This window comes from Neisseria sp. RH3002v2g, from assembly GCF_014596425.2.
Taxonomy (GTDB): domain Bacteria; phylum Pseudomonadota; class Gammaproteobacteria; order Burkholderiales; family Neisseriaceae; genus Neisseria.
In genome coordinates, this window is record NZ_CP110721.1 from 1051554 (window position 1) to 1072782 (window position 21229).

The 21229-nt window shown below is 50.0% G+C and carries 20 protein-coding genes and 7 tRNA genes; 15 read left to right on the forward strand and 12 right to left on the reverse strand.

What is annotated here, in order from left to right; genetic code table 11:
- Positions 1-132: 132 nt before the first annotated feature.
- A complete protein-coding gene (gene clpS / locus BBP27_RS05020; protein WP_188211302.1) occupies positions 133-444 on the forward strand; it encodes an ATP-dependent Clp protease adapter ClpS in 312 nt (103 codons plus the stop codon).
- Between the two features lie 3 nt (positions 445-447).
- A complete protein-coding gene (gene clpA / locus BBP27_RS05025) occupies positions 448-2727 on the forward strand; it encodes an ATP-dependent Clp protease ATP-binding subunit ClpA (protein ID WP_188211301.1) in 2280 nt (759 codons plus the stop codon).
- A 66-nt stretch (positions 2728-2793) separates the two neighbouring features.
- Here the strand turns inward: clpA and tkt are convergent, their stop codons facing one another.
- Positions 2794-4773: a transketolase gene (gene tkt / locus BBP27_RS05030; RefSeq protein ID WP_188211300.1), complete on the reverse strand. Its 1980-nt coding sequence runs from the start codon at positions 4771-4773 to the stop codon at positions 2794-2796.
- 444 nt (positions 4774-5217) lie between these two features.
- On the opposite strand from tkt, the gene ccoG reads away from it, so the two are divergent.
- The 10 genes from ccoG to BBP27_RS05080 all read left to right on the forward strand — a co-directional run bounded on the left by ccoG (position 5218) and on the right by BBP27_RS05080 (position 9294).
- On the forward strand, positions 5218-6702 hold the full coding sequence (gene ccoG / locus BBP27_RS05035) for a cytochrome c oxidase accessory protein CcoG (RefSeq protein WP_188211299.1): 1485 nt from the start codon (positions 5218-5220) through the stop codon (positions 6700-6702).
- Between the two features lie 60 nt (positions 6703-6762).
- Positions 6763-7272, forward strand: coding sequence for a FixH family protein (locus tag BBP27_RS05040; RefSeq protein WP_265511172.1), 510 nt, complete (start codon positions 6763-6765; stop codon positions 7270-7272).
- 680 nt (positions 7273-7952) lie between these two features.
- Positions 7953-8513, forward strand: coding sequence for a CDP-diacylglycerol--glycerol-3-phosphate 3-phosphatidyltransferase (gene pgsA / locus BBP27_RS05045; protein ID WP_003679552.1), 561 nt, complete (start codon positions 7953-7955; stop codon positions 8511-8513).
- Positions 8514-8607: 94 nt separating this feature from the next.
- Positions 8608-8683 (forward strand) — tRNA-Gly (locus BBP27_RS05050).
- Between the two features lie 34 nt (positions 8684-8717).
- Positions 8718-8793, forward strand: a tRNA-Gly gene (locus BBP27_RS05055).
- 24 nt (positions 8794-8817) lie between these two features.
- Positions 8818-8893, forward strand: a tRNA-Gly gene (locus BBP27_RS05060).
- A 21-nt stretch (positions 8894-8914) separates the two neighbouring features.
- A tRNA-Gly gene (locus BBP27_RS05065) sits at positions 8915-8990 on the forward strand.
- A 31-nt stretch (positions 8991-9021) separates the two neighbouring features.
- Positions 9022-9095, forward strand: a tRNA-Cys gene (locus BBP27_RS05070).
- Between the two features lie 10 nt (positions 9096-9105).
- Positions 9106-9183: transfer RNA gene (locus BBP27_RS05075), tRNA-Cys, on the forward strand.
- Positions 9184-9204: 21 nt separating this feature from the next.
- A tRNA-Leu gene (locus tag BBP27_RS05080) sits at positions 9205-9294 on the forward strand.
- Between the two features lie 318 nt (positions 9295-9612).
- Here BBP27_RS05080 and rfaD read toward each other — a convergent pair.
- The 10 genes from rfaD to lpxK all read right to left on the reverse strand — a co-directional run bounded on the left by rfaD (position 9613) and on the right by lpxK (position 17131).
- Complete coding sequence (gene rfaD / locus BBP27_RS05085; RefSeq protein ID WP_188211297.1) at positions 9613-10617, reverse strand: ADP-glyceromanno-heptose 6-epimerase; 1005 nt, start codon at positions 10615-10617, stop codon at positions 9613-9615.
- A 141-nt stretch (positions 10618-10758) separates the two neighbouring features.
- Positions 10759-11721 carry a D-glycero-beta-D-manno-heptose-7-phosphate kinase gene (rfaE1, locus tag BBP27_RS05090; protein ID WP_188211296.1) on the reverse strand — a complete coding sequence of 321 codons (963 nt, stop codon included), beginning with the start codon at positions 11719-11721 and terminating at the stop codon, positions 10759-10761.
- A gap of 104 nt (positions 11722-11825) precedes the next feature.
- Positions 11826-12218 carry a DUF2185 domain-containing protein gene (locus BBP27_RS05095; RefSeq protein WP_188211295.1) on the reverse strand — a complete coding sequence of 131 codons (393 nt, stop codon included), beginning with the start codon at positions 12216-12218 and terminating at the stop codon, positions 11826-11828.
- A 94-nt stretch (positions 12219-12312) separates the two neighbouring features.
- Entirely contained in the window at positions 12313-13044 is a 732-nt protein-coding gene (pyrF, locus tag BBP27_RS05100) for an orotidine-5'-phosphate decarboxylase (RefSeq protein WP_188211294.1), read from the reverse strand.
- 110 nt (positions 13045-13154) lie between these two features.
- The gene (gene adk, locus BBP27_RS05105; RefSeq protein WP_003682888.1) at positions 13155-13802 is read right to left on the reverse strand and encodes an adenylate kinase; all 648 of its coding nucleotides are present in this window, start codon (positions 13800-13802) and stop codon (positions 13155-13157) included.
- A gap of 72 nt (positions 13803-13874) precedes the next feature.
- Entirely contained in the window at positions 13875-14393 is a 519-nt protein-coding gene (locus BBP27_RS05110; protein ID WP_003746102.1) for a hypothetical protein, read from the reverse strand.
- Positions 14394-14404: 11 nt separating this feature from the next.
- Entirely contained in the window at positions 14405-15166 is a 762-nt protein-coding gene (gene kdsB, locus BBP27_RS05115; protein ID WP_049348403.1) for a 3-deoxy-manno-octulosonate cytidylyltransferase, read from the reverse strand.
- Complete coding sequence (locus BBP27_RS05120) at positions 15163-15345, reverse strand: Trm112 family protein (protein WP_003746098.1); 183 nt, start codon at positions 15343-15345, stop codon at positions 15163-15165. Before BBP27_RS05120 ends, kdsB begins: the two co-directional genes overlap by 4 nt.
- A 70-nt stretch (positions 15346-15415) precedes the next feature.
- Positions 15416-15991, reverse strand: a complete 576-nt coding sequence (locus tag BBP27_RS05125; protein WP_188211293.1) for a DUF2059 domain-containing protein — start codon at positions 15989-15991, stop codon at positions 15416-15418.
- 126 nt (positions 15992-16117) lie between these two features.
- Positions 16118-17131, reverse strand: coding sequence for a tetraacyldisaccharide 4'-kinase (lpxK, locus tag BBP27_RS05130; protein WP_188211292.1), 1014 nt, complete (start codon positions 17129-17131; stop codon positions 16118-16120).
- A 180-nt stretch (positions 17132-17311) separates the two neighbouring features.
- Between lpxK and xseA the strand changes: the two genes are divergently transcribed.
- The 3 genes from xseA to BBP27_RS05145 all read left to right on the forward strand — a co-directional run bounded on the left by xseA (position 17312) and on the right by BBP27_RS05145 (position 20375).
- Positions 17312-18661 carry an exodeoxyribonuclease VII large subunit gene (gene xseA, locus BBP27_RS05135; protein WP_188211291.1) on the forward strand — a complete coding sequence of 450 codons (1350 nt, stop codon included), beginning with the start codon at positions 17312-17314 and terminating at the stop codon, positions 18659-18661.
- Positions 18662-18784: 123 nt separating this feature from the next.
- Positions 18785-19564 carry a CDP-diacylglycerol--serine O-phosphatidyltransferase gene (gene pssA / locus BBP27_RS05140; RefSeq protein ID WP_036490182.1) on the forward strand — a complete coding sequence of 260 codons (780 nt, stop codon included), beginning with the start codon at positions 18785-18787 and terminating at the stop codon, positions 19562-19564.
- A gap of 1 nt (position 19565) precedes the next feature.
- Positions 19566-20375: a sulfite exporter TauE/SafE family protein gene (locus BBP27_RS05145; protein WP_265511167.1), complete on the forward strand. Its 810-nt coding sequence runs from the start codon at positions 19566-19568 to the stop codon at positions 20373-20375.
- Positions 20376-20461: 86 nt separating this feature from the next.
- Here BBP27_RS05145 and BBP27_RS05150 read toward each other — a convergent pair whose 3' ends face one another.
- Positions 20462-21142: a sulfite exporter TauE/SafE family protein gene (locus BBP27_RS05150; RefSeq protein ID WP_188211289.1), complete on the reverse strand. Its 681-nt coding sequence runs from the start codon at positions 21140-21142 to the stop codon at positions 20462-20464.
- Positions 21143-21229 lie beyond the last annotated feature (87 nt).

The window sequence follows — 21229 nt, forward strand, 5'->3', positions numbered from 1 at the left end:
TTTTACATTTGTTAAGACAAAACGTCAAGCTATGTTTTCAAAAAAGTGGGAAAATAGAAAAAATTGGCCGAAATACAACAGAAAACGGTTTGCACTCTAAAACAGGCCGTCTGAAAACTGAAATCTAAGATCATGAACCATCCGAATACCGACCACCAATCCGATACCCTGCTCAGCGATATCAACACACAGCCGCCAAAACGTTACGGCGTATTTTTATTGAACGACGATTACACCACCATGGAATTTGTCGTCGAAATCCTGACCGAAGTCTTTATGCTTGCACAAGAACAGGCCGTGGCCGTTATGTTGCTGGTGCACCACGAAGGCAAAGGCCTGTGCGGCACCTACACGCACGATATTGCACAAACCAAGCAGCATCAGGTCATGGAACGCGCCAAAGCTGAAGGGCATCCGCTCAAATGTATAGTCGAAGAGGTTTAAACCATGCTTTCACCCGAATTGGAACACATCCTGCAACTGCTCTACCGTGAAGCACGCAACGCGCGTTATGAGTTTATCAGCTTGGAACACCTGCTTTTGGTGCTGATAGAAGAAGATGCGGCTGTGCCAAACGTCTTGAAACTGTGTGGTGCGGATTTGAAAGTCCTGTCCGAGCAGCTGGCCGCCAGTGTTGCCGAAAATACGCCGCAAATTCCCGATCATCTTCTGGATACGGTCGAAACCCAGCCGACATTGGGCTTCCAACGCGTCATCCAGCGGGCGATGGTACATACCCAGTCTGCCGGCAAAGCCGCAGTAGAGCCTTTGGATATTTTGGTTGCCATGATGAGCGAATCCGAAAGCCATGCGGTTTATTTCCTCAAATTGCAATCCATTACGCGCTTTGAAGTCTTGCGTTGCATTGCCCATGGCTCACCCGATGACGAAGACGGCAATGATTCAGACGGCCTGGAACGTGAGGGCGAAGAAGCAGAACAAAAAACCGGCTCACTTTCCGACTACACCGTCAACCTCAACGCCGAAGTCAAAGCCGGCCGTATCGACCCTTTGATTGGTCGCAAACACGAAATGGAACGGTTGGTGCAAATCCTGTGCCGCCGCCGCAAAAACAATCCGCTTTTAGTCGGCGAAGCAGGCGTGGGCAAAACTGCGCTGGCGGAAGGTTTGGCACATCAAATCGTCAACGGCGACATTCCCGACGCGCTGAAAGAAGCCGAAGTGTACGCGCTGGATATGGGTTCACTTTTGGCGGGCACGAAATACCGCGGCGACTTTGAAGCGCGGGTCAAATCCGTCTTGAAACAGCTCGAAAAAATCCCGCACGCCATTTTGTTTATCGACGAAATCCACACCATCATCGGCGCGGGCAGCACCAGCGGCGGCACGATGGACGCGTCCAACCTGCTCAAACCCGCACTAGCGAAAGGTTCGCTGCGCTGCATCGGTGCGACCACCTACGATGAATACCGCACCATTTTCGACAAAGACCACGCCTTAAGCCGCCGCTTCCAAAAAATCGACGTGGTCGAACCCACCGTCGCCGAAACCGTGCAAATCCTGCGCGGCTTGAAACCGATGTTTGAAGATTTCCACCAAGTCCGCTATACGCAAGGCGCACTTGAAGCCGCAGCCGAACTTTCCGCCCGTTACATCAACGAACGTTTCCTGCCCGACAAAGCCATCGACGTAATGGACGAAGCAGGCGCGGCGCAACGGATTTTGCCCAAATCCAAACAGAAAAAAGTCATAGGCAAAGCGCAAATCGAAACTGTCATCGCCAAAGTCGCGCGGATTCCTGAAAAAACCGTATCCCACGACGACAAACAAGTGCTGCAATTCCTCAGCCGCGATTTGAAAAACATGGTTTACGGTCAGGAAAACGCCATCGACGCGCTGGTTGCCGCCGTCAAAATGTCGCGCTCCGGCCTCGCCCTGCCCGACAAACCGATAGGCAGCTTCCTCTTCTCCGGCCCGACCGGCGTCGGCAAAACCGAAGTCGCCAAACAGCTTGCCTACTCGATGGGCGTACCGCTGCAACGCTTCGATATGTCCGAATACATGGAACGCCATGCCGTATCGCGCCTCATCGGAGCGCCGCCGGGCTACGTCGGTTTCGAACAGGGCGGCCTTTTGACCGAAGCCGTCAACAAACAGCCGCATTGTGTGTTGCTCTTGGACGAAATCGAAAAAGCCCACCCCGACATTTTCAACGTCCTCCTGCAAGTCATGGACGCAGGCAAACTGACCGACAACAACGGCAAGAGTGCCGATTTCCGCAACGTCATCCTGATTATGACCACCAACGCAGGCGCGGAAAGCCTCAGCCGCCCCAGCCTCGGCTTTACCGCCAAACGCGAACGCGGCGACGAAATGCAGGCAATCAACAAACTCTTCACGCCCGAGTTCCGCAACCGCTTGGACGCGATTATCCCATTTGCGCCCTTGTCCGAACCCATTATCGTCAAAGTCGTGGACAAATTCCTGCTCCAGCTCGAACACCAGCTCCTCGACAAAAAAGTCGAAGCCGAGTTCACGCCAGCATTGCGCAAATATCTGGCGGAAAAAGGTTTCGACCCACAAATGGGCGCGCGCCCGATGCACCGCCTGATTCAGGAAAAAATCCGCAAACCGCTCGCCGACGAACTCCTGTTCGGCAAACTCGCCGAGGGCGGCTTCGTGCGCATAGACTGGGATGCTGCAAAAGAAGAAGCCATGTTGAAGTTTAAGAAAAACAAGGTCAAACCTGAAGCAGAAACTGTTTAACCAGTTGAAAAATAAAAGGCCGTCTGAAATTTCAGACGGCCTTTTTATCTCAATCAAAAATCTGATTTACAAAACGGATTTCACAGTAGCAACCACATTGTCTACGGTAAAGCCGAATTCTTTGAACAGCAAGTCAGCAGGTGCAGACTCGCCGAAGCGGTTGATACCGACCACGGCGCCGTTCAAACCAACGTATTTATACCAACCGTCAGCGTGTCCGGCTTCTACGGCTACGCGCGGCAAGCCTTCCGGCAGAACGGCGGCTTTATAGGCGGCATCTTGGCGGTCAAATACATTGGTAGAAGGCATGGAAACAACGCGCACGGCAATACCTTGTTCTGCCAATACTTTTTGCGCTTCAAGAGCCAATTCAACTTCAGAACCGGTGGCAATGATGACGGCTTGGGCGTTGCCTTGGGCTTCGCTGATGACGTAGCCGCCACGTTTGATGTCGTTCAGTTGTTGTTCGTTGCGTGCTTGGAATTTCAGGTTTTGACGGCTGAAAATCAAGCTGGACGGATGATCGGCCGCTTTAACGGCCTCAGACCACGCTACCAAAGATTCAACGGTATCACATGGACGCCATACATCCATATTTGGAATCAGGCGCAGAGTGGCAGTTTGCTCGACAGGTTGGTGGGTTGGACCGTCTTCACCCAAACCGATGGAATCGTGAGTGAACACAAATACAGGGTTGATTTTCATCAGCGATGCCATACGCAAAGCATTACGCTCGTATTCGCTGAACATCAGGAAAGTCGCGCCAAAGGGTTTCACACCGCCGTGCAAGGCAAGGCCGTTCATGATGGCGCCCATGCCGAACTCGCGTACGCCGTAGTGAATATAGTTGCCGCCGTGTTCACGGGTAACGGAGACGCTGCCCGACCAGTCGGTCAGGTTGGACGGGGTCAGGTCGGCTGAACCGCCCACCAATTCGGGCAGCTCTTTGGCCAGAATTTCGATGCTGTTTTGGCTGGCTTTACGGGTGGCGATGGTTTCGGCTTTGGCGCACACTTCTTTCAATGCTGCTTGAACGTATGCATCGAAGTTATCAGGCAGTTTTTTATCCATGCGGCGCACGAATTCTGCAGCTTCGGCAGGGTATTTGGCTTGATATTGAGCGAATAGCTCGTTCCATTCGGCCTCAAGTTTTGCGCCTTTTTCTTTTGCATTCCATGCGGCATAGATTTCTTGCGGAATTTCAAACGCAGGATATGTCCAACCCAAATGTTTGCGCGTAGCTTCGATTTCGTCCGTGCCCAAAGGTGCGCCGTGGGTTTTGTGGCTGCCCTCTTTGTTGGCGCTGCCTTTGCCGATTAAGGTTTTGCAGCAGATGAGGGAAGGTTTGCCGGTTTCGGCTTTGGCTGCTTCAATGGCCGTCTGAATGGCATCGGTATCATGACCGTTTACATTTGGAATCACATTCCAGCCGTAGCTTTCAAAGCGTTGCGGGATGTTTTCAGTAAACCAGCCGTCCACTTTACCGTCAATGGAAATATTGTTGTCATCATATAAAACAATCAGCTTGCCCAAGCCCAAAGTGCCGGCAAGCGAACAGGCTTCGTGCGACACGCCTTCCATCATGCAGCCGTCGCCCATGAAGACGTAGGTGTGGTGGTCAACGATGTTCAAATCGTCTTTATTGAATTCGGCAGCCAAGATTTTTTCGGCCAAAGCCATGCCCACTGCGTTGGCAATACCTTGTCCCAACGGGCCGGTCGTGGTTTCCACGCCGTCGGTGTAACCGTATTCGGGGTGGCCGGGGGTTTTGCTGTGCAATTGGCGGAAGTTTTTCAAGTCTTCGATGGATACGTTGTAGCCGGTCAGGTGCAACAGGCTGTACAGCAGCATAGACGCGTGGCCGTTGGAGAGGATGAAGCGGTCACGGTTGTAGAATTTAGGGTTGGCAGGGTTATGGTTGAGGAACTTCGTCCACAATACTTCCGCCATTTCCGCCATACCCATAGGTGCGCCGGGGTGGCCGGAGTTTGCTTTCTGTACGGCATCGACTGAGAGGAAACGGATTGCGTTTGCCAGTTGAGACATGGTTTGACCTTCCTTGGACAAGATTGGAAATATGAAAAAAGGTGTACCGATTATCGCCTGAATCAGCCGTGCTTTCAAGGATAGCTTTTGATATTCGCTTTGTCAGACGGCCTGTTTCCACTCGGTTGCCCGAAACGGACGGGACAGATGATATTAACTGTTATTTCGTTTTGAAACAGTGCTTTATATATTTTTATCGTGTAAATAGCAAATCACTATAAGTTTGCACACAGGCCGAACCATAAACCTTTGAATACTGCCCTTTTCAGACGGCCCTACATCAAACGGCCGCAAGGAATCCATCGTTAAGACGAAGTCCCTCTTTTGCTTTGAATAGAGTCAAATGTTATGATTTGTATGCACGCGAAAGGCCGTCTGAAAATATTCACATCAAACTACTACCATGACAACAGGCTTGTGTGCACTTCATCAAGGAACACTGAAATGTCACCAGAAAACCAAGCTGAAAACACCACACCCTCAACAGAAAAAACAGCAAAAGCCACTCCGCCCAAACCTTCCAAACCCAAATCCAGCGTGATTCAAATCCATCCCGAAGGCGAACGCATCCATCCTAAAAAGGCGGAAGGACGCTTTGCCAAACTGCGTATCGCCGCCGTATTGGCGACCCAGTTTGTATTTTACGTTATTCCATGGTTCAACTGGAGCGGCCGTCAGGCGGTTTTATTCAATATCCCTGACCGTCATTTCTTCATTTTCGGACTGTCGCTGGGCATGGGCGATTTGATCTACCTTGCCTTGCTGCTGATGATTTGCGCATTCGGATTGTTTTGGTGGACAACCATTGCCGGTCGTTTGTGGTGCGGCTATTCATGCCCGCAAACGGTTTACACCGAAATTATGCTGTGGATCGACAACTTGGTCGAAGGCGATAGAAACAAACGCCTGAAACTGGAAAAATCGCCTTGGAACTTTACTAAAATTCGCATCAAAGCCACCAAATACCTGCTGATTTTCCTTGTCTGCGCGTGGACAGGCATTACTTTTGCAGGCTGGTTTGTCCCGATCCGCCAGTTTGTTCCTGATTTGTTTGCCGGAGCAGCAGGCGGCGGCGCGATGTTTGCCGCAGCATTTTATGGATTCATAACCTTCTTCTTCGCCCACATCATGCGCGAAAAAGTTTGTCTGCATATGTGTCCGTATGCACGTTTCCAAAGTGCAATGTTTGACAAAGACACGCTAATTATTTCTTACGATGCCGAACGCGGCGAACCGCGCGGCGCACGCAAGAAAACCGCCAACAAAGAAGACAGCGGCTTGGGCGACTGCATCAACTGCACCATGTGCGTGCAAGTCTGCCCCGTCGGTATCGACATCCGCAACGGTTTGCAATACCAATGTATCGGCTGTGCGGCGTGTATCGATGCCTGTGACGAAATCATGGACAAAATGGGCTACGAGCGTGGCTTGATCCGTTATACGACCGAAGGCGCGTTGGAACACGAATACCCTGAAAGCGACATCAAAAAACGCTTGAAACGTCCGCGCGTAGCCGGTTATGGCGCAGTACTCTTGGTGGTCATCATTGCCTTCCTGGTCGGCATTTCCACCCGAAAAATGGTCGAAGTCGATATCCTGAAAGACCGTGGCGTCATGGTTCGCGAAAACAGCCAAGGCTGGTTGGAAAATGCCTATAACCTGCGCATTATCAACAATAGTGAAAACGAACAACTGATGACCGCAACCGTCAAAGGCTTTGATGAAATCGCGCTGACCGGCCTGCCTGAAAACGGTATTAAAATTGCGCCGCGGGAAACCGTTACCATCCCGGTACAGGTATCTACCATTCCCGAATACGCCGACAAAGGCAGCCATCCGATCGAATTTACCTTTACCTATCGTGAGACCGGCTCTGCCGACTCCAAACCGACTACTTTAGAAGAAAAAGCAACCTTTATCGGAGAATAAACGGTGTCCCCACAACCCCAAATCAAACCTTGGTACAAACATATTTGGCCCTGGGTGCTGATGGCCGGCCCCATCTTCGTCGTTATCGCCAGCGTTTCCATGTTCTTCGTCGCAAAAGAACACACGACAGATTTGGTGTCTGACGATTACTACAAAGACGGCAAACACATCGAAATCCAACTTCACCGCGATGAAGAAGCCGTTAAACGGCAAATTCAGGTGCAGGTCTTAATCAGTCCGGATATGAATGCCGCCAAAGTATTCGTCAGCGGACAATTCGATACCAAACAGCTATTAAACCTATTGTTGATGCACCCGACGCGCAAAGCCGATGACCAAACCGTCAAGCTGCGCGCCGTAACAGCCGAACCACAAAACGGCCGCATGGAATACGAAGCCGTCTTTAAGCCTTTACGCCCAACCAACCATTGGTACTTACGCGTTGAAGATGCTTCAGGCGTATGGCGTGTTGAAAACAAATGGATAGTCAGCCAAGGCAATGCAGTCAACCTGACACCCATGGACAAATTGTTCGACAACGGCAAACAAGCTGCTTCAACAGAACAATAAATCCCGACCCAGGCCGTCTGAAACCTTTCAGACGGCCTGAAATCTTCATACCCTCTTATATTTATTCTCTTCCAAATATGATTTTTTCCGATTGGCGCAGACTGACCGAAAATGAAGTCCGTATGGCAAAACAAGTTTTTGCGGACAGCATAGACTTCCACCGCATCAAAATATATCGCGGCATTCCACTTATACCCAACGCCAATACCGCCATTGCGCCCAATGGAAACATATACTTTCCGCGTAAACACTGCCCCGAAGATTTCACTCAAGCCGGCATAGCCTACAAAATTTGGCTGATTCATGAGCTGACACATGTCTGGCAACACCAGCGCGGTCACAAAGTTTGGCTTTCCGGCCTATTCATCATGCTCAAAGGCGGATACAGAAAACGCAAAGCTTACGCCTATCCCATCCCCTTACCCCACATCAACCAATTAAATATCGAACAGCAGGCAGACCTTATTGCCCACTATTTCGCAGCTACTTTTCTACCCAAAAACATTTACACCCCACAACAGCCTATTTTTCAGACGGCCTTAGCAGATTTTCTTCACAACCCACACGATAAAAACCTATGCCCGAGATACTTATCGGCAAAAAAACAACACTTCAAAAAGCAGAGTGAACAAATAAGCTATAATGAACAACCCGACACATCATCCCAAAGGTCCCAAACCATGCCTTGGAACATACCTATTTTACTTACCTGGATGCGCGTCCTATTAATCCCCGTGTTCACCATCCTATTCTATTTACCGAACACATGGATTCAACCGCAAACCGTCAACTGGACAGCCGCTATTATCTTTGCACTTGCCGCTATTACAGACTGGTTCGACGGCTTTTTGGCACGCCGCTGGAAACAAACTTCCGACTTTGGCGCATTCCTCGACCCCGTTGCCGACAAACTCATGGTCGCAGTTGCCCTGCTCCTTCTCGTCAGCCTTGGCAGGACATACGCCATCTTCGCCATGATTATTATCGGCCGGGAAATTACCATTTCCGCCTTGCGCGAATGGATGGCGCAAATGGGCAAACGCGGCAGCGTTGCCGTGGCAACCATCGGTAAATTCAAAACCACTGCCCAAATGATCGCCATCTTCCTTTTGCTTATCGGCACAGACAAATATAACGATCCTTTCTATCTCATTGGTAACATATTGATGTTTATAGCATCTGTATTGACCATTTGGTCAATGTGCTACTACCTGAAAATGGCATGGAAAGAATTCAAATAAATTTTTTAAAAAAATAAAAACAAAACACTTGACGCACGCGATTAAATCCATAATAATTGCGTCTTCTTCGATATACGAAGCAACAAATATCAGAGCGGGAATAGCTCAGTTGGTAGAGCGCAACCTTGCCAAGGTTGAGGTCGCGAGTTCGAGACTCGTTTCCCGCTCCATTCCGATTACTTGTTGATTGTTCTTTTTCAATATGCGGGAATAGCTCAGTTGGTAGAGCGCAACCTTGCCAAGGTTGAGGTCGCGAGTTCGAGACTCGTTTCCCGCTCCAGTTTAATTTCAGATGCACTCAAATGCGGGAATAGCTCAGTTGGTAGAGCGCAACCTTGCCAAGGTTGAGGTCGCGAGTTCGAGACTCGTTTCCCGCTCCATCAAATCATGCATCCGAATATGCGGGAATAGCTCAGTTGGTAGAGCGCAACCTTGCCAAGGTTGAGGTCGCGAGTTCGAGACTCGTTTCCCGCTCCAGTTTCATACTACAACACTCAAACGTAGTTTTGGCGAGATAGCAAAGTGGTTATGCAGCGGATTGCAAATCCGTCTACGCCGGTTCGATTCCGACTCTCGCCTCCATCCCTTTCATGGCGGGGTGGCAGAGTGTTTATGCTATAAGGGGTGCAACCCTTATACAGGCCGGTTCAAATCCGCGCCCCCGCCTCCAATTTCTCAATTTACTGTCTACGCCCGGGTGGTGAAATAGGTAGACACAACGGACTTAAAATCCGTCGGCCCTAAACCGGCCGTGCCGGTTCGATTCCGGCTCCGGGCACCATTTACCGCTTTTAAGCGGTTATTTTTTTGTCTATTACAATCTACAAAACAAGAACTTTCAGTTATTTTTAAGACCATAACCTTAGCCTATTTATACCTATTCACATCTAATTATCCCAACCTCTTTTAGAAAAGTAATCAACCAATACCCCATCAGATATCCCCCTGATAAGCTAAATCTTTTATAAAACATGAGTTTTGAAAATACTATTCCAATTTCCATCGAAGAAAAGTAAATTTCTCATTTTAAAATTTCTCAAAATGATGAGGCCGTCTGAAAATCTTTTTCAGACGGCCTTATCATTCAAATCAGAAGGACTTAAACCAAATTCTCCAGCATCCATTTCACGTAACGGCTGACGCCTTGTTTTACATCCAAGAATTCTTCTTTATACCCGGCTTCGCGCAGCTTGGTGATGTCCGCTTGAGTGAAGCTCTGATATTTGCCTTTAAGTGCATCTGGGAATGGGATATAGCGAATAAGTTCTTCTTCAACCAGCTCTTTCAAACTCATTTCAGGCTTGCCTTCGGCTGCACGGCAGGCGTTGACAGTTGCGGCGGCAAGTTCGTTAAACTGTTGGCTGCGGCCTGTACCGAGGTTAAAGATGCCTGAAAGCTCAGGATGATCGAAGAAGTAAAGGTTAACTTTGGCAACGTCTTCTACGCTGACAAAGTCGCGGGTTTGTTCGCCGTTACCATAGCCGTCATTGGCACCAAACAGGTTAACATAGCCGTGTTCTCGGTATTGGTGGAAATGATGGAAGGCGACGGATGCCATACGGCCTTTGTGTTGCTCCTGCTGTCCATATACGTTGAAGTAGCGGAAGCCGACGACTTGGGCGGTCAGGCCTTCTTTCATACGACGGCGCAATACTTGGTCAAACAAGAATTTAGAGTAGCCGTAAACATTGAGTGGTTTTTCCAGTTCGCGCTCTTCGCGGAAGATTTCGCCTTTGCCGTACACGGCGGCGCTGGAAGCATAAAGGAACGGAATACGTTCGTCCTGACACCAGTCCAAGAGATCAAGCGTGTACTGATAGTTGTTGTCCATCATGTAGAGGCCATCGTGGTTCATGGTGTCGGAACACGCGCCTTGGTGGAAGACGGCTTCAATATTGTCGTAAGGCAAAAGATGGCCGCGCACTTGACGGATGAATTCGTGTTTATCGAGATAATGGGCAATTTCACACTCGGCAAGGTTTTTAAATTTTTCGCCTTTGCTCAAATTATCAACGGCAACAATGTCGGTAATACCGCGCTGGTTAAGTGCTTTGACGATGTTGCTGCCAATAAAGCCGACCGCTCCTGTTACGATAATGGTCATAATGAGTTTCCTTTATTTTGATTTTTCAGACGGCCTTGAAGTAATCATGCCGTCTGAAAATAAAAACTTTTCTGTCTGGATTATTTTCCAACTCTTATTTTCAGACGGCATTTAGAATTTTAAGGCCGTCTGAAACAATCATTATTGCTCTTCCAATGCCTTGGTCAATTCGGCAAACGAGCACACCGCCGTACCAAGTTTTGCCACGACAACGCCTGCCGCCGTATTGGCAAGGTGCATGGCTTCGGGCATGGTATAACCTGCCGCCAAACCCAAGCCCACTCCGGCAATAACGGTATCGCCCGCACCGGATACATCATAAACTTCTTGAGCCCGTGTAGGCTGATAAATCGGCTCACCCTCATTGAACAGGGTCATGCCCTCTTCGCTTCGGGTCAGCAAAATCGCGTTCAAATCAAGATGACGGCGCAGGTTTTGGGCTTTTTCGGTCAAATCGTTTTCGTTTTTCCAACTGCCTACCACTTCTTTCAATTCTGCACGATTCGGCGTAATCAGCGTAGCACCGGCATATTTTTCGTAATCGTCGCCTTTAGGATCGATTAAAACCTGTTTACCGGCCTGTTTCGCCCAATCGATCATATCGGAAATATGCGACAGGCCGCCCTTGCCGTAATCTGAAAAAATAATGGCATCATATTCGGGCAACACTTCGCGGTATTGCTGCTTGATTTGTTCCAATACCTCACGATGAGGCGGCTCTTCAAAATCAAGTCGGATAAGCTGCTGGTTGCGAGCAACAACGCGCAGTTTGACAGTAGTCGCAATCTGCTTGTCGCGCATCAGATAGGAAGAAACACCGTCTTGCGCCATCAACGCATCCAGTGCATCTGCAGCTTCATCATCGCCGGTTACGGACAACAGCCCTGCTTTACCACCCAATGAGGCGATATTGCGCGCAACGTTTGCCGCCCCACCCGCGCGTTGGTCGATACGGGAAATTTTCGCCACCGGCACGGGCGCTTCGGGCGAAATACGGGACACATCGCCAAACCAATAACGGTCGAGCATCACATCGCCGACAACCAGGACTTTGGCTTGTGCAAAACGGGATTTGAGGGTTTCTTGTTGGAACTTGGTGGGCATTTTATGCACTCCAAAATAAGTTATTTTATATGTGTGAAAACTTCAATGTATTCTCAGCACTTATCTGGCAGATTTACTGATTAAAAATAAAATCTGACTTTTTATTATTCTTCAAAGTCGAAAGGAGACCAATCGGCAACAGGAGAAAAACAATCCTCTCCTTCTTTTTTTTCAAAAACACTACCAATATCCGCCCAAAACAGCTCTCCAACATCTGCTTGATAATGAGTAAGCCGCGTTAAACTATGAAAAGAGAAATTTTCAGGATTATTCGTGTATTCATTATCTTCTGTTCCGGAAAATACTCGCCATCCGCTGTCAAATGGTAAATTTCCTTGATGCTCCCGATACATGAATCTAACAGGAAGCCCTTCTTTGACAATTTTATGCGATACGATTGCATACCATCCAACAGGTGCATCCGTTACAAGCAAATCATCTTCCGGGAATGCATCAAGATCAAAAATATTACTCACATCTGGACTACATTGAGACATCGGATAAATTCCTTTCCAAGCTGAAATTTTCTGGCTATTTATCTACCGTATCAAAGTAAGGTAGCTTCTTTGAACAACATCAAAATTATTATACTTAAGCATTCGCCACGCGGTTCACTTCGCGCAATACGGCTACCGGATCGGCAGCTTTGGTTACCGGACGGCCCATTACCAGATAAGTCGAGCCTGCCGCCAATGCTTCGGCCGGTGTCATGATGCGGCGTTGATCGTCATTATTACCGGCAACGTCCAAGCGGATACCCGGTGTGACCAAGACGAAATCTTGTCCCAATTCGCGGCGCAACGGTGCCGCTTCTTGAGCGGAACATACCACGCCGTCCAAGCCTGAACTTTGCGCCAGTTTCGCCAAGCGGATGACTTGTTCTTCAGGGGCGATGTTCAAACCGATTTCTGCCAAGTCGCTTTGTTCCATGCTGGTCAACACGGTTACACCGATCAAAAGCGGCTTGGTGTGATATCCGGCAACGGCTTCTACGGCGGCTTCCATCATGCGGCGGCCGCCCGATGCGTGCATATCAACCATCCAAACGCCCATATCGGCGGCAACTTTGCATGCCTGCGCAACGGTGTGGGGAATATCGTGGTATTTCAAATCGAGGAAAAGTTTGAAACCTTGATTAATTAAGCTTTCCGCTAAATTGCGGCCGGTCGCGGTAAACAGCTCTTTGCCGATTTTGATTTGACACAATGTCGGGTCAAGATTGCGGACAAATCCGAGTGTGTCTTTTTCGTTGGCAAAATCAAGGGCGACGATGACGGGAGTGCGGTGTTGCTGGGTTTGGAAGTCGGAGATTAAGGGATTCATAAGATGCCTGCGGATAAACGGTTATAGCTTCGATTTTAACAGCTTTTGTACACATAAGGCCGTCTGAAAATATTTTTTCAGACGGCCTTATGATTTTACTTTGGCAAAACTTATTTGCCCAAACCTTTCAATACTTCGGCTTTCACGGCTTCTACCGGCTGAGTGCCGTCAACTTTAATGTATTTAGGCGCGTGTTCGCCTTCCAGTTTGCTGTAAAAATCAACCAAAACTTCGGTCTGCTCGTGGTAAACGGCAAGGCGTTTTTTCACGGTTTCTTCTTTGTCGTCATCGCGTTGAATCAAATCTTCGCCGGTTACGTCGTCTTTGCCTTCGACTTTAGGCGGATTGTAGGTAACGTGGTAAGTACGGCCGGAAGCCAAATGCACGCGGCGGCCGCTCATGCGGTCGACAATCACGCTGTCGGGTACATCGATTTCAACAACCGCGTCCAAATCCACGCCTGCTTCAACCATCGCTTCGGCTTGTGCCAATGTGCGTGGGAAACCGTCAAACAGGAAACCGTTTTTGCAGTCGTCTTGGGCGATGCGTTCTTTCACCATACCGATGATGATGTCGTCGCGCACCAAACCGCCTTCATCAATAATTTTTTTTGCTTCCAAACCCAGCGGGGTGCCTGCTTTGATGGCTGCGCGGAGCATGTCGCCGGTAGAAATTTGAGGAATGCCGAATGCAGCGGTGATGAATTGGGCTTGAGTGCCTTTGCCTGCGCCGGGTGCGCCCAACAATAATACTTTCATGATGAGTCCTTCTTGGTTTATGGATTTGATGTTTGTTTAATTCTACACGCCTTGCGTTTATCGTTCAAAACTTCAGACGGCCTGCTCTGCGCCAAAGTGCTGCCACGCATCATCGCGCATTTCGATAAACCAGCTGTCTTCGGGGAAGCGTTCCAACGCGTCTTTCAACGTGGAAAGTAGATTTTGGGACAAGGCTTTTGCCAAATATTCTTCCTCGTTGGCTTCTGCCGCTTTGTCCGGCTGCTGCGCCAAACCGAGGGCGCGTGTCCGATGGCCGTGTGCCAGATAGTTGAGCGCAATCACTTTTTGCGCCCAAAGCTGGGGAATATCGGGGCTTTCCTGCAACAACACCGATAAAATCGATACGGCAACCGCCAACCGTCCGCCGGTCATGCGCAAATCTAAAGACTGGTTGGGCGGCAGGGTGCTGAGCATTTCTGCCATGCGAAACCAAAATTCGCCGCTGGCTTCATCGGGCGCGGCCACTTTCAACATTTCGTAGTTGAACTCTTGATCGTCGTCTTTGACCAGCAAAGCGACATCGGCAAGCAGTTTTTGTTCGTCACGGCTCAAATGGCGTAAATCATTCATGTTTTTTCCTTTCAGACGGCCTCGAACACAGCCCTTACCCTGTCCAAATCTTCCTGCGTATCCACGCCGGCGGCTGGTGCTTCTTGGGCAATTTCAACGGCAATCGGATAGCCGTGCCACAAGACGCGCAATTGTTCCAGCGATTCGATGGTTTCCAAAGGAGAAACTTCCATTTCGGAATAGCGTTGTAGGAAGCCTGCGCGGTAGGCATAAATGCCGATATGACGTAAAACGGCTGTTTCGGAAGGCAATTCGCGTTTTTCGGCGCGCATGGTGTCGCGCGGATAAGGAATCGGGGCGCGGCTGAAATAGATGGCGTTGCGGTTTTTATCAAGGACGGCTTTGACAACGTTAGGATTCATAAACTCGTCAAAATCGTGCAATTCATGGGCGGCCGTCGCCATTTGCACATTGTTTTCAACCAAAACTTCAGCCGTACGGTTGATGAGTTCGGGATCGATTAAAGGCTCGTCGCCTTGTACGTTCACGACAATCAGATGCTGCGGTAGTTTCAGCGTATTGGCCGCTTCGGCAAGGCGCGTTGTACCGCTTTCGTGTTGATTGGAAGTCATGACCACTTCGACACCGTGCGCCTGACAGGCCGTCTGAATATCGGGATGGTCGGTGGCAACGACAACACGCGCAGCCTCGCTTTTTGCTGCTTGTTCGGCAACACGTACAACCATCGGTTTACCGTGAATATCAGCCAAAGCCTTGCCCGGCAGACGTGAAGAATCCAACCGCGCCGGAATCAATACGACAAATTCGGTCATGCTTTCAGTTCCTCTTCGCTCAACGCTCGTGCTTCGTTTTCCAGCATATAGGGAATGCCGTCTTTAATCGGATAAGCCAGCTTCGCCTGACGGCTCCACAATTCCTGTTTGTCTTGATGGTATTCGAGTTTGCCTTTGGTAACAGGACAAACAAGGATGTCTAAGAATTTTTTTTCCATGGGGTTACTTTCGGGTTTGGTGGTTTTAGCGAAACTCGCTTCGCTCGTTTTCAGACGGCCTCAAGAGGCATCATTTTTTCCGTGCCGTTTTCTTTGTTTGCCGTGTACAGACTTGGTCAGGATTTTTGCCGCCACACATAATCTGATGAATTTCTCGAATTAAGTCTTTGTTATAACCTGATCTTTCATATTTTTCATTAATGATGTTTATCATCGGGCCCATCGTTGTCTCAAGATAGCGCGGCATTTTATTAAGTATCGATTGCCCCACTGTCGTACCGTAAAAGTCAATCAATGCGTTGACTTCTTCCTGAGTATAAACCGTCTTTATGCCATCCAACGTCGCTTTATGTAACTGGGCACGCACTTGCGGTGTATTAATTTCAGCAATCAATTGAGTTGTATATTTCTTTAAGACCGCTTCCAACTGAGGACGTTTGTCTTCCGGCGCATTTTTCAAAAAATCCTGTATCTTTGGATCAGAGAGCACAATACCCTCGACACTTTGGAAAGTCTGATCCAACAGAGCATCCATCTTCTGTACTCGATACAAACGCTCCAGCGACTCATCGCTAGGTGTAGCGGCAAATGCATTGGCACACAAGGCCAAAGCAGCCAAAGGCAACAATAAAGTTTTCAATTTCATTTTTTCTCCTTTTTAAGGCTTAGGGGAAATAGCAACAATAGTAAGCAGCAATTTTTTCAGGTTCATAAATTTCCTTATTATTAAAGGCAAACCACAACAAAGCATCCATTGATTTCAGGAGACCCATTAGGAATTTTCCAGCTGCTCCAACACGAACACCGCCAAATTAGGTTCAATTATCGCACAAACAGGCAACACCCATACATGATTCAGATTAAGGCCGTCTGAAAACTTGACTGCATCTTTCTCCGTAATAATGACCACATCCGCATTGGGCAAGTCTGCTGCTGCGATGTCGGCATGGTCGGGCAGTGCAACGGTTTGGTTCAAGGTAATGCCCATGTTCCGCAACGAATCGAAAAAACGCTCCGGCTTGGCGATACCGGCGACGGCGGCGACGGTTTGATTTCCCAAACCCGCCAAATCCAATTTTTCAGACGGCCTGTTCAAACGGTAAATCCGCCCTGTTTCAATATGGCTGGCAAACATATTTTCAGACGGCCTGAATGCCTTATCTGCTTTCCCGCCGCTGACGACAACCGCATCAACGGAAGCCAACCGAGACAAAGGTTCGCGCAAACTGCCGTTGGGCAGTAAATCCAAATTGGTGCGCCCTGTATCTGCCGCAGGAAATACGGCAATTTCCATATCGCGCTGCAAGGCATAATGTTGCAAGCCGTCGTCGGCCACAATCAATTTAAGCTCCGGATGCGCCGCAAGCAATGCCCTGCCTGCTTCTGAACGGCTGCTGCCTACCGCCGTCGGCGCACCGGTTTGACGAAATAATAATAAAGGCTCGTCGCCTGCATCTGCCGCGCTGCTGGCTGTATTCAATACATGAACCGCCTTGCTCTTGCGCCCGTAACCTCGGCTGATGATACCGACCTTAACGCCCTTTTCCTGCAAACCCGACACCAGCGCGGCAACAATCGGCGTTTTCCCTGTTCCGCCTGCATGGATATTGCCGACCACCACCACTGGCACAGGCAATTTTTCGCTTTTCAGACAGCCTGAAACAAAATCATCGCGCCGTTTCGCCGCAATTTTGGCAAACAGCTTGGACAATGGTTTGAGCAGCAAAGACAAAAACGGATTGGGGGATTGCCAATGGCGCTCGATAATTTGGTGGAGTTTGGGCATACGCACGGCTTTTGAAGCGAAAATCAAACGATAATATAACACAAGCCCGCCCGGACAAGGCTGTCTGAACATGCGGCTTTGATAATATTAAAACAAAGGACGCAAGTTTCATAAAAACAAATACAACGAATCGCCCTAAAACCCTTATAATTCAACTTTCCCCAATTTTTCTGTTTCGCAATGTCCGAACTCTTCGCACCCTCCTCCATTTCCGTATCCGAACTCAACGCCCTCGCCAAAGCCTTGCTGGAAGACCATCTCGCAGGCTTATGGATTGCCGGCGAAGTATCCAATCTGACCCGTGCCGCCAGCGGACATTATTATTTCTCGCTCAAAGACAGCCGCGCGCAGGTGCGTTGCGCGATGTTTAAAGGTGCGGTGGCGCGTTTGGCGAAGCCTTTGAAAGAAGGCGACCATATCGAAGTATCAGGAAAAATCAGTATTTATGAAGCGCGGGGCGAATTTCAAATTACCGTGAACGAGGTTCGGCTCAAAGGCTTGGGGCAGCTTTACGAAGCCTACGAGCGGTTAAAGGCGCAGTTGCAGGCAGAAGGCGCGTTTTCGGCGGAACGCAAAAAACCATTGCCCGCCCGCCCGCAATGTATCGGTATCGTCACCAGCCTGGCGGCGGCGGCTTTGCGCGATGTCGTGACCACCTTAAACCGCCGAGCGCCCGAAATCCCCGTTATCGTTTATCCGACGCCCGTACAAGGCACAGGCAGCGAATTGCAAATTGCCCAAGCGATTAAAACCGCTTCGCAACGCGCCGAATGCGATGTGTTGATTGTCTGTCGCGGCGGCGGCAGTATTGAAGACTTGTGGGCGTTTAATGAAGAGCCGGTCGTGCGCGCCATCGAAGCCTGCGCAATTCCGGTTGTCAGCGGCGTAGGCCACGAAACCGATTTCACGCTCGCCGATTTTGTTGCCGACGTGCGCGCGCCCACGCCGACCGGCGCGGCAGAATTGGTCAGCCCCAACCGCCAAGAATCGCTCCACCGCCTCGCCCAAGCGCAAGGCCGTCTGAAAACTGTTTTGGAACAACGCTATTTCGATGCCAGCCAAAAACTCGACTGGCTCGCGCGGCAAATCCGTCATCCGCGCCAAAAACTTGACGAGCAACGCGCTTCAATCAGCAAGCTGGCGCAAACGCTGTCTTACTCGATGACGCAAAACCTCCGTACCCACACCGCCCGTTTCGAACGCCAAACCCAAACCCTGAAACATTACCGTCCTGATGTTTCCGTTTACAAACACAACATCGACCGCTTTCAGACGGCCTTGTCGCATTCCTTCCGCCAGCTGCTTGCCCACCGCCGCCAAAGCCTGACCGCCCAAGCCGCATTGCTCGAAGCCGTCTCGCCGCAACATATTCTGGAGCGCGGCTTCTCGGTCGTCAAAAACACACGCGGACAAGTCATCCGCAATGCCGATACGTTGAAACAAGGGCAGAAACTGCACATCACTTTTGCCGACGGCGAAACCGATGTACGCGTGACCAAAGAGCAGGCGCAGGGCGAGTTGTTTGACTGACAAAATAAAGGCCGTCTGAAACTTTATGCGATTGAAGTGAAACTATGTCTGCCTTTTAAAAATCCTTAACCTGCCAATGCGGTATAATGCCTCATCTGCACACGCAGCATATACGGAAACATTATGGACAACTCACAAAATACAGAAAATCCGATTCCTCCGCGTAACTCCATCCGCAAAAACAGCATTTACCTGCTGCCCAATTCCTTTACCATCGCCGCACTGTTTTGCGCGTTCTTCGCCATCACCCAGTCCATGCACGGACGTTATGAAACAGCGGCGATTGCAGTTTTCCTTTCCATGCTGCTCGACGGCATGGACGGACGCGTGGCGCGGCTGACCAACAGCCAAAGCGCGTTCGGCGAACAGCTCGACAGCCTTGCAGATATGGTCAGCTTCGGCGTCGCGCCTGCCCTGATTGCCTACAAATGGCAACTTTGGCAGTTTGGCAAAATCGGCTATTCCGTCGCCTTTATCTACTGCGCCTGCGCCGCCCTGCGTTTGGCACTGTTCAACACGCTTATCGGCAAAGTCGACAAACGCTGGTTTATCGGCGTGCCCAGCCCGACCGCCGCTGCGTTGATTGTCGGCCTGATTTGGGTCAACCACAGCGTCGAACGCTTCCCCAACGTGCATTGGTGGGCATTGGGTATCACCCTGTTTGCCGGCATTTCCATGATTGTGCAGATTCCGTTTTGGAGCTTCAAAGAAATCAACATCCGCCGCCAAGTGCCGTTTATGGGCATGGTGTTGGCCGTATTGATTCTGCTTTTGATCAATTGGGAGCCTTCGCTCGTCCTCTTCCTGTTTTTCCTCGGTTACAGCTTGTCCGGTTATGTGATGGCAATCATCCGTTGGTTTAAAAAACGCCATAAATCACACAAACACGACAAGGCCGTCTGAAATGTGGTCTTGGGACATCATCCTTGCCCTGCTCGCCGTCGGCAGCGCGGCGGGCTTTATTGCCGGGCTGTTCGGCGTAGGCGGCGGCACGCTGGTTGTCCCCGTTGTCTTATGGGCATTGCAACTGCAAGGCGTAGGCAGCCATCCCTATGCCCAGCATATCGCCATCGGCACTTCCTTTGCCGTCATGGTGTTTACCACCTTCTCCAGTATGTATGCCCAGCATAAAAAACACGCCATCGATTGGGCAACCGTCCGCCGGATGACGCCGGGCATGATACTCGGCGTCATCCTCGGCGCAGTAACGGCAAAATATATGCCGACGCTGGCTTTGCAGGTTTTCTTTATTGCATTTCTTACCCTTATCGCACTCAAAACCCTACGCGATTCCAAACCCACGCCTTCACGCACCCTGCCCGCCCTCCCCAGCCTGACAGCCGCGGGCACGCTTTTTGGTGCGGCTTCAAGCTGGGTCGGTATCGGCGGCGGTTCGCTATCCGTTCCATTCCTACTGTATTGCAACTTTCCGGCGCACCGCGCCATCGGCACATCTTCAGGCCTGGCGTGGCCGATTGCAGTTGCCGGCACCATCGGCTATTTTGCCAACGGTTTGCCTATTGCCAACCTGCCTGAAGGTGCGGCAGGCTTTATCTATCTTCCGGCCGTAGCCATTTTGAGCGTTGCCACCATCCTCTTTGCCCCGCTCGGCGTTAAAACGGCGCACAAGCTGCCCGCCCGAAAACTCAAAATCGCCTTCGGTATTATGTTGCTGCTGATTGCCGCCAAAATGACTTGGAATTTGATACATTAAATCTTTCTTGTGAAACAGGCCGTCTGAAAATCTTTCAGACGGCCTGTTTCATGACAATAAAAACAAACTAAATTAAACCTTTTTCCCTACCCGATTTGCCCCATCGCAAAGACGGCCAAGCGCCATATCGCCCATCCTGCCACCAACAATCCGGCGCACAAACGAACCATGCGTTTTTGCAAAAAGGTTTTCAACTGCGCTGCAAATATGCCCATCGCGAGCAGGTTCGGCAAGGTTCCCAACGCAAACGCCAGCATATACAGTCCGCCATGCAAGGCATTACCACTGCCCAAAGCATACAAAGACGCGCTGTACACCAAACCGCACGGCAGCCAGCCCCAAAGCACGCCCACGCCGAAACAGGCAGACACTGATTTAATCGGCAGCAATTTGTTCAGTAAAGGATTCAGGCGTTTCCATATCGGTTTGCCGATGCCTTCGATTTTGGTTGCGGCAGTCGAAATACCGGCAAGATACAGACCGAGCAAAAGCAGCAAGACATTGGCGGCAATATACAAACCGTTTTGAACCGCACGCGTATCGTCCAAAGAAATGCCGACCTGCCCGACCAAGCCGACCAGAAGGCCAATGACGACATAGCTGCTGATACGCCCCAAGTTCAACAATACAATCAGCCCGATTCGGTTTAAATGTGGCGGCAGCTGCAAAGCGAATGCGCTGCTCAATCCGCCGCACATGCCGACACAATGCGTTCCGCCAAAAAAGCCGAGCAAAAAAAGCGTAAGAAATGTGATTTCTTGATTCATGGTTTTTAATGATTCAAACGAATGGATGAGGCCGTCTGAAACTTTTCAGACGGCCTTGAGCATGAAGGATAAGCTTTTCCGCCCACC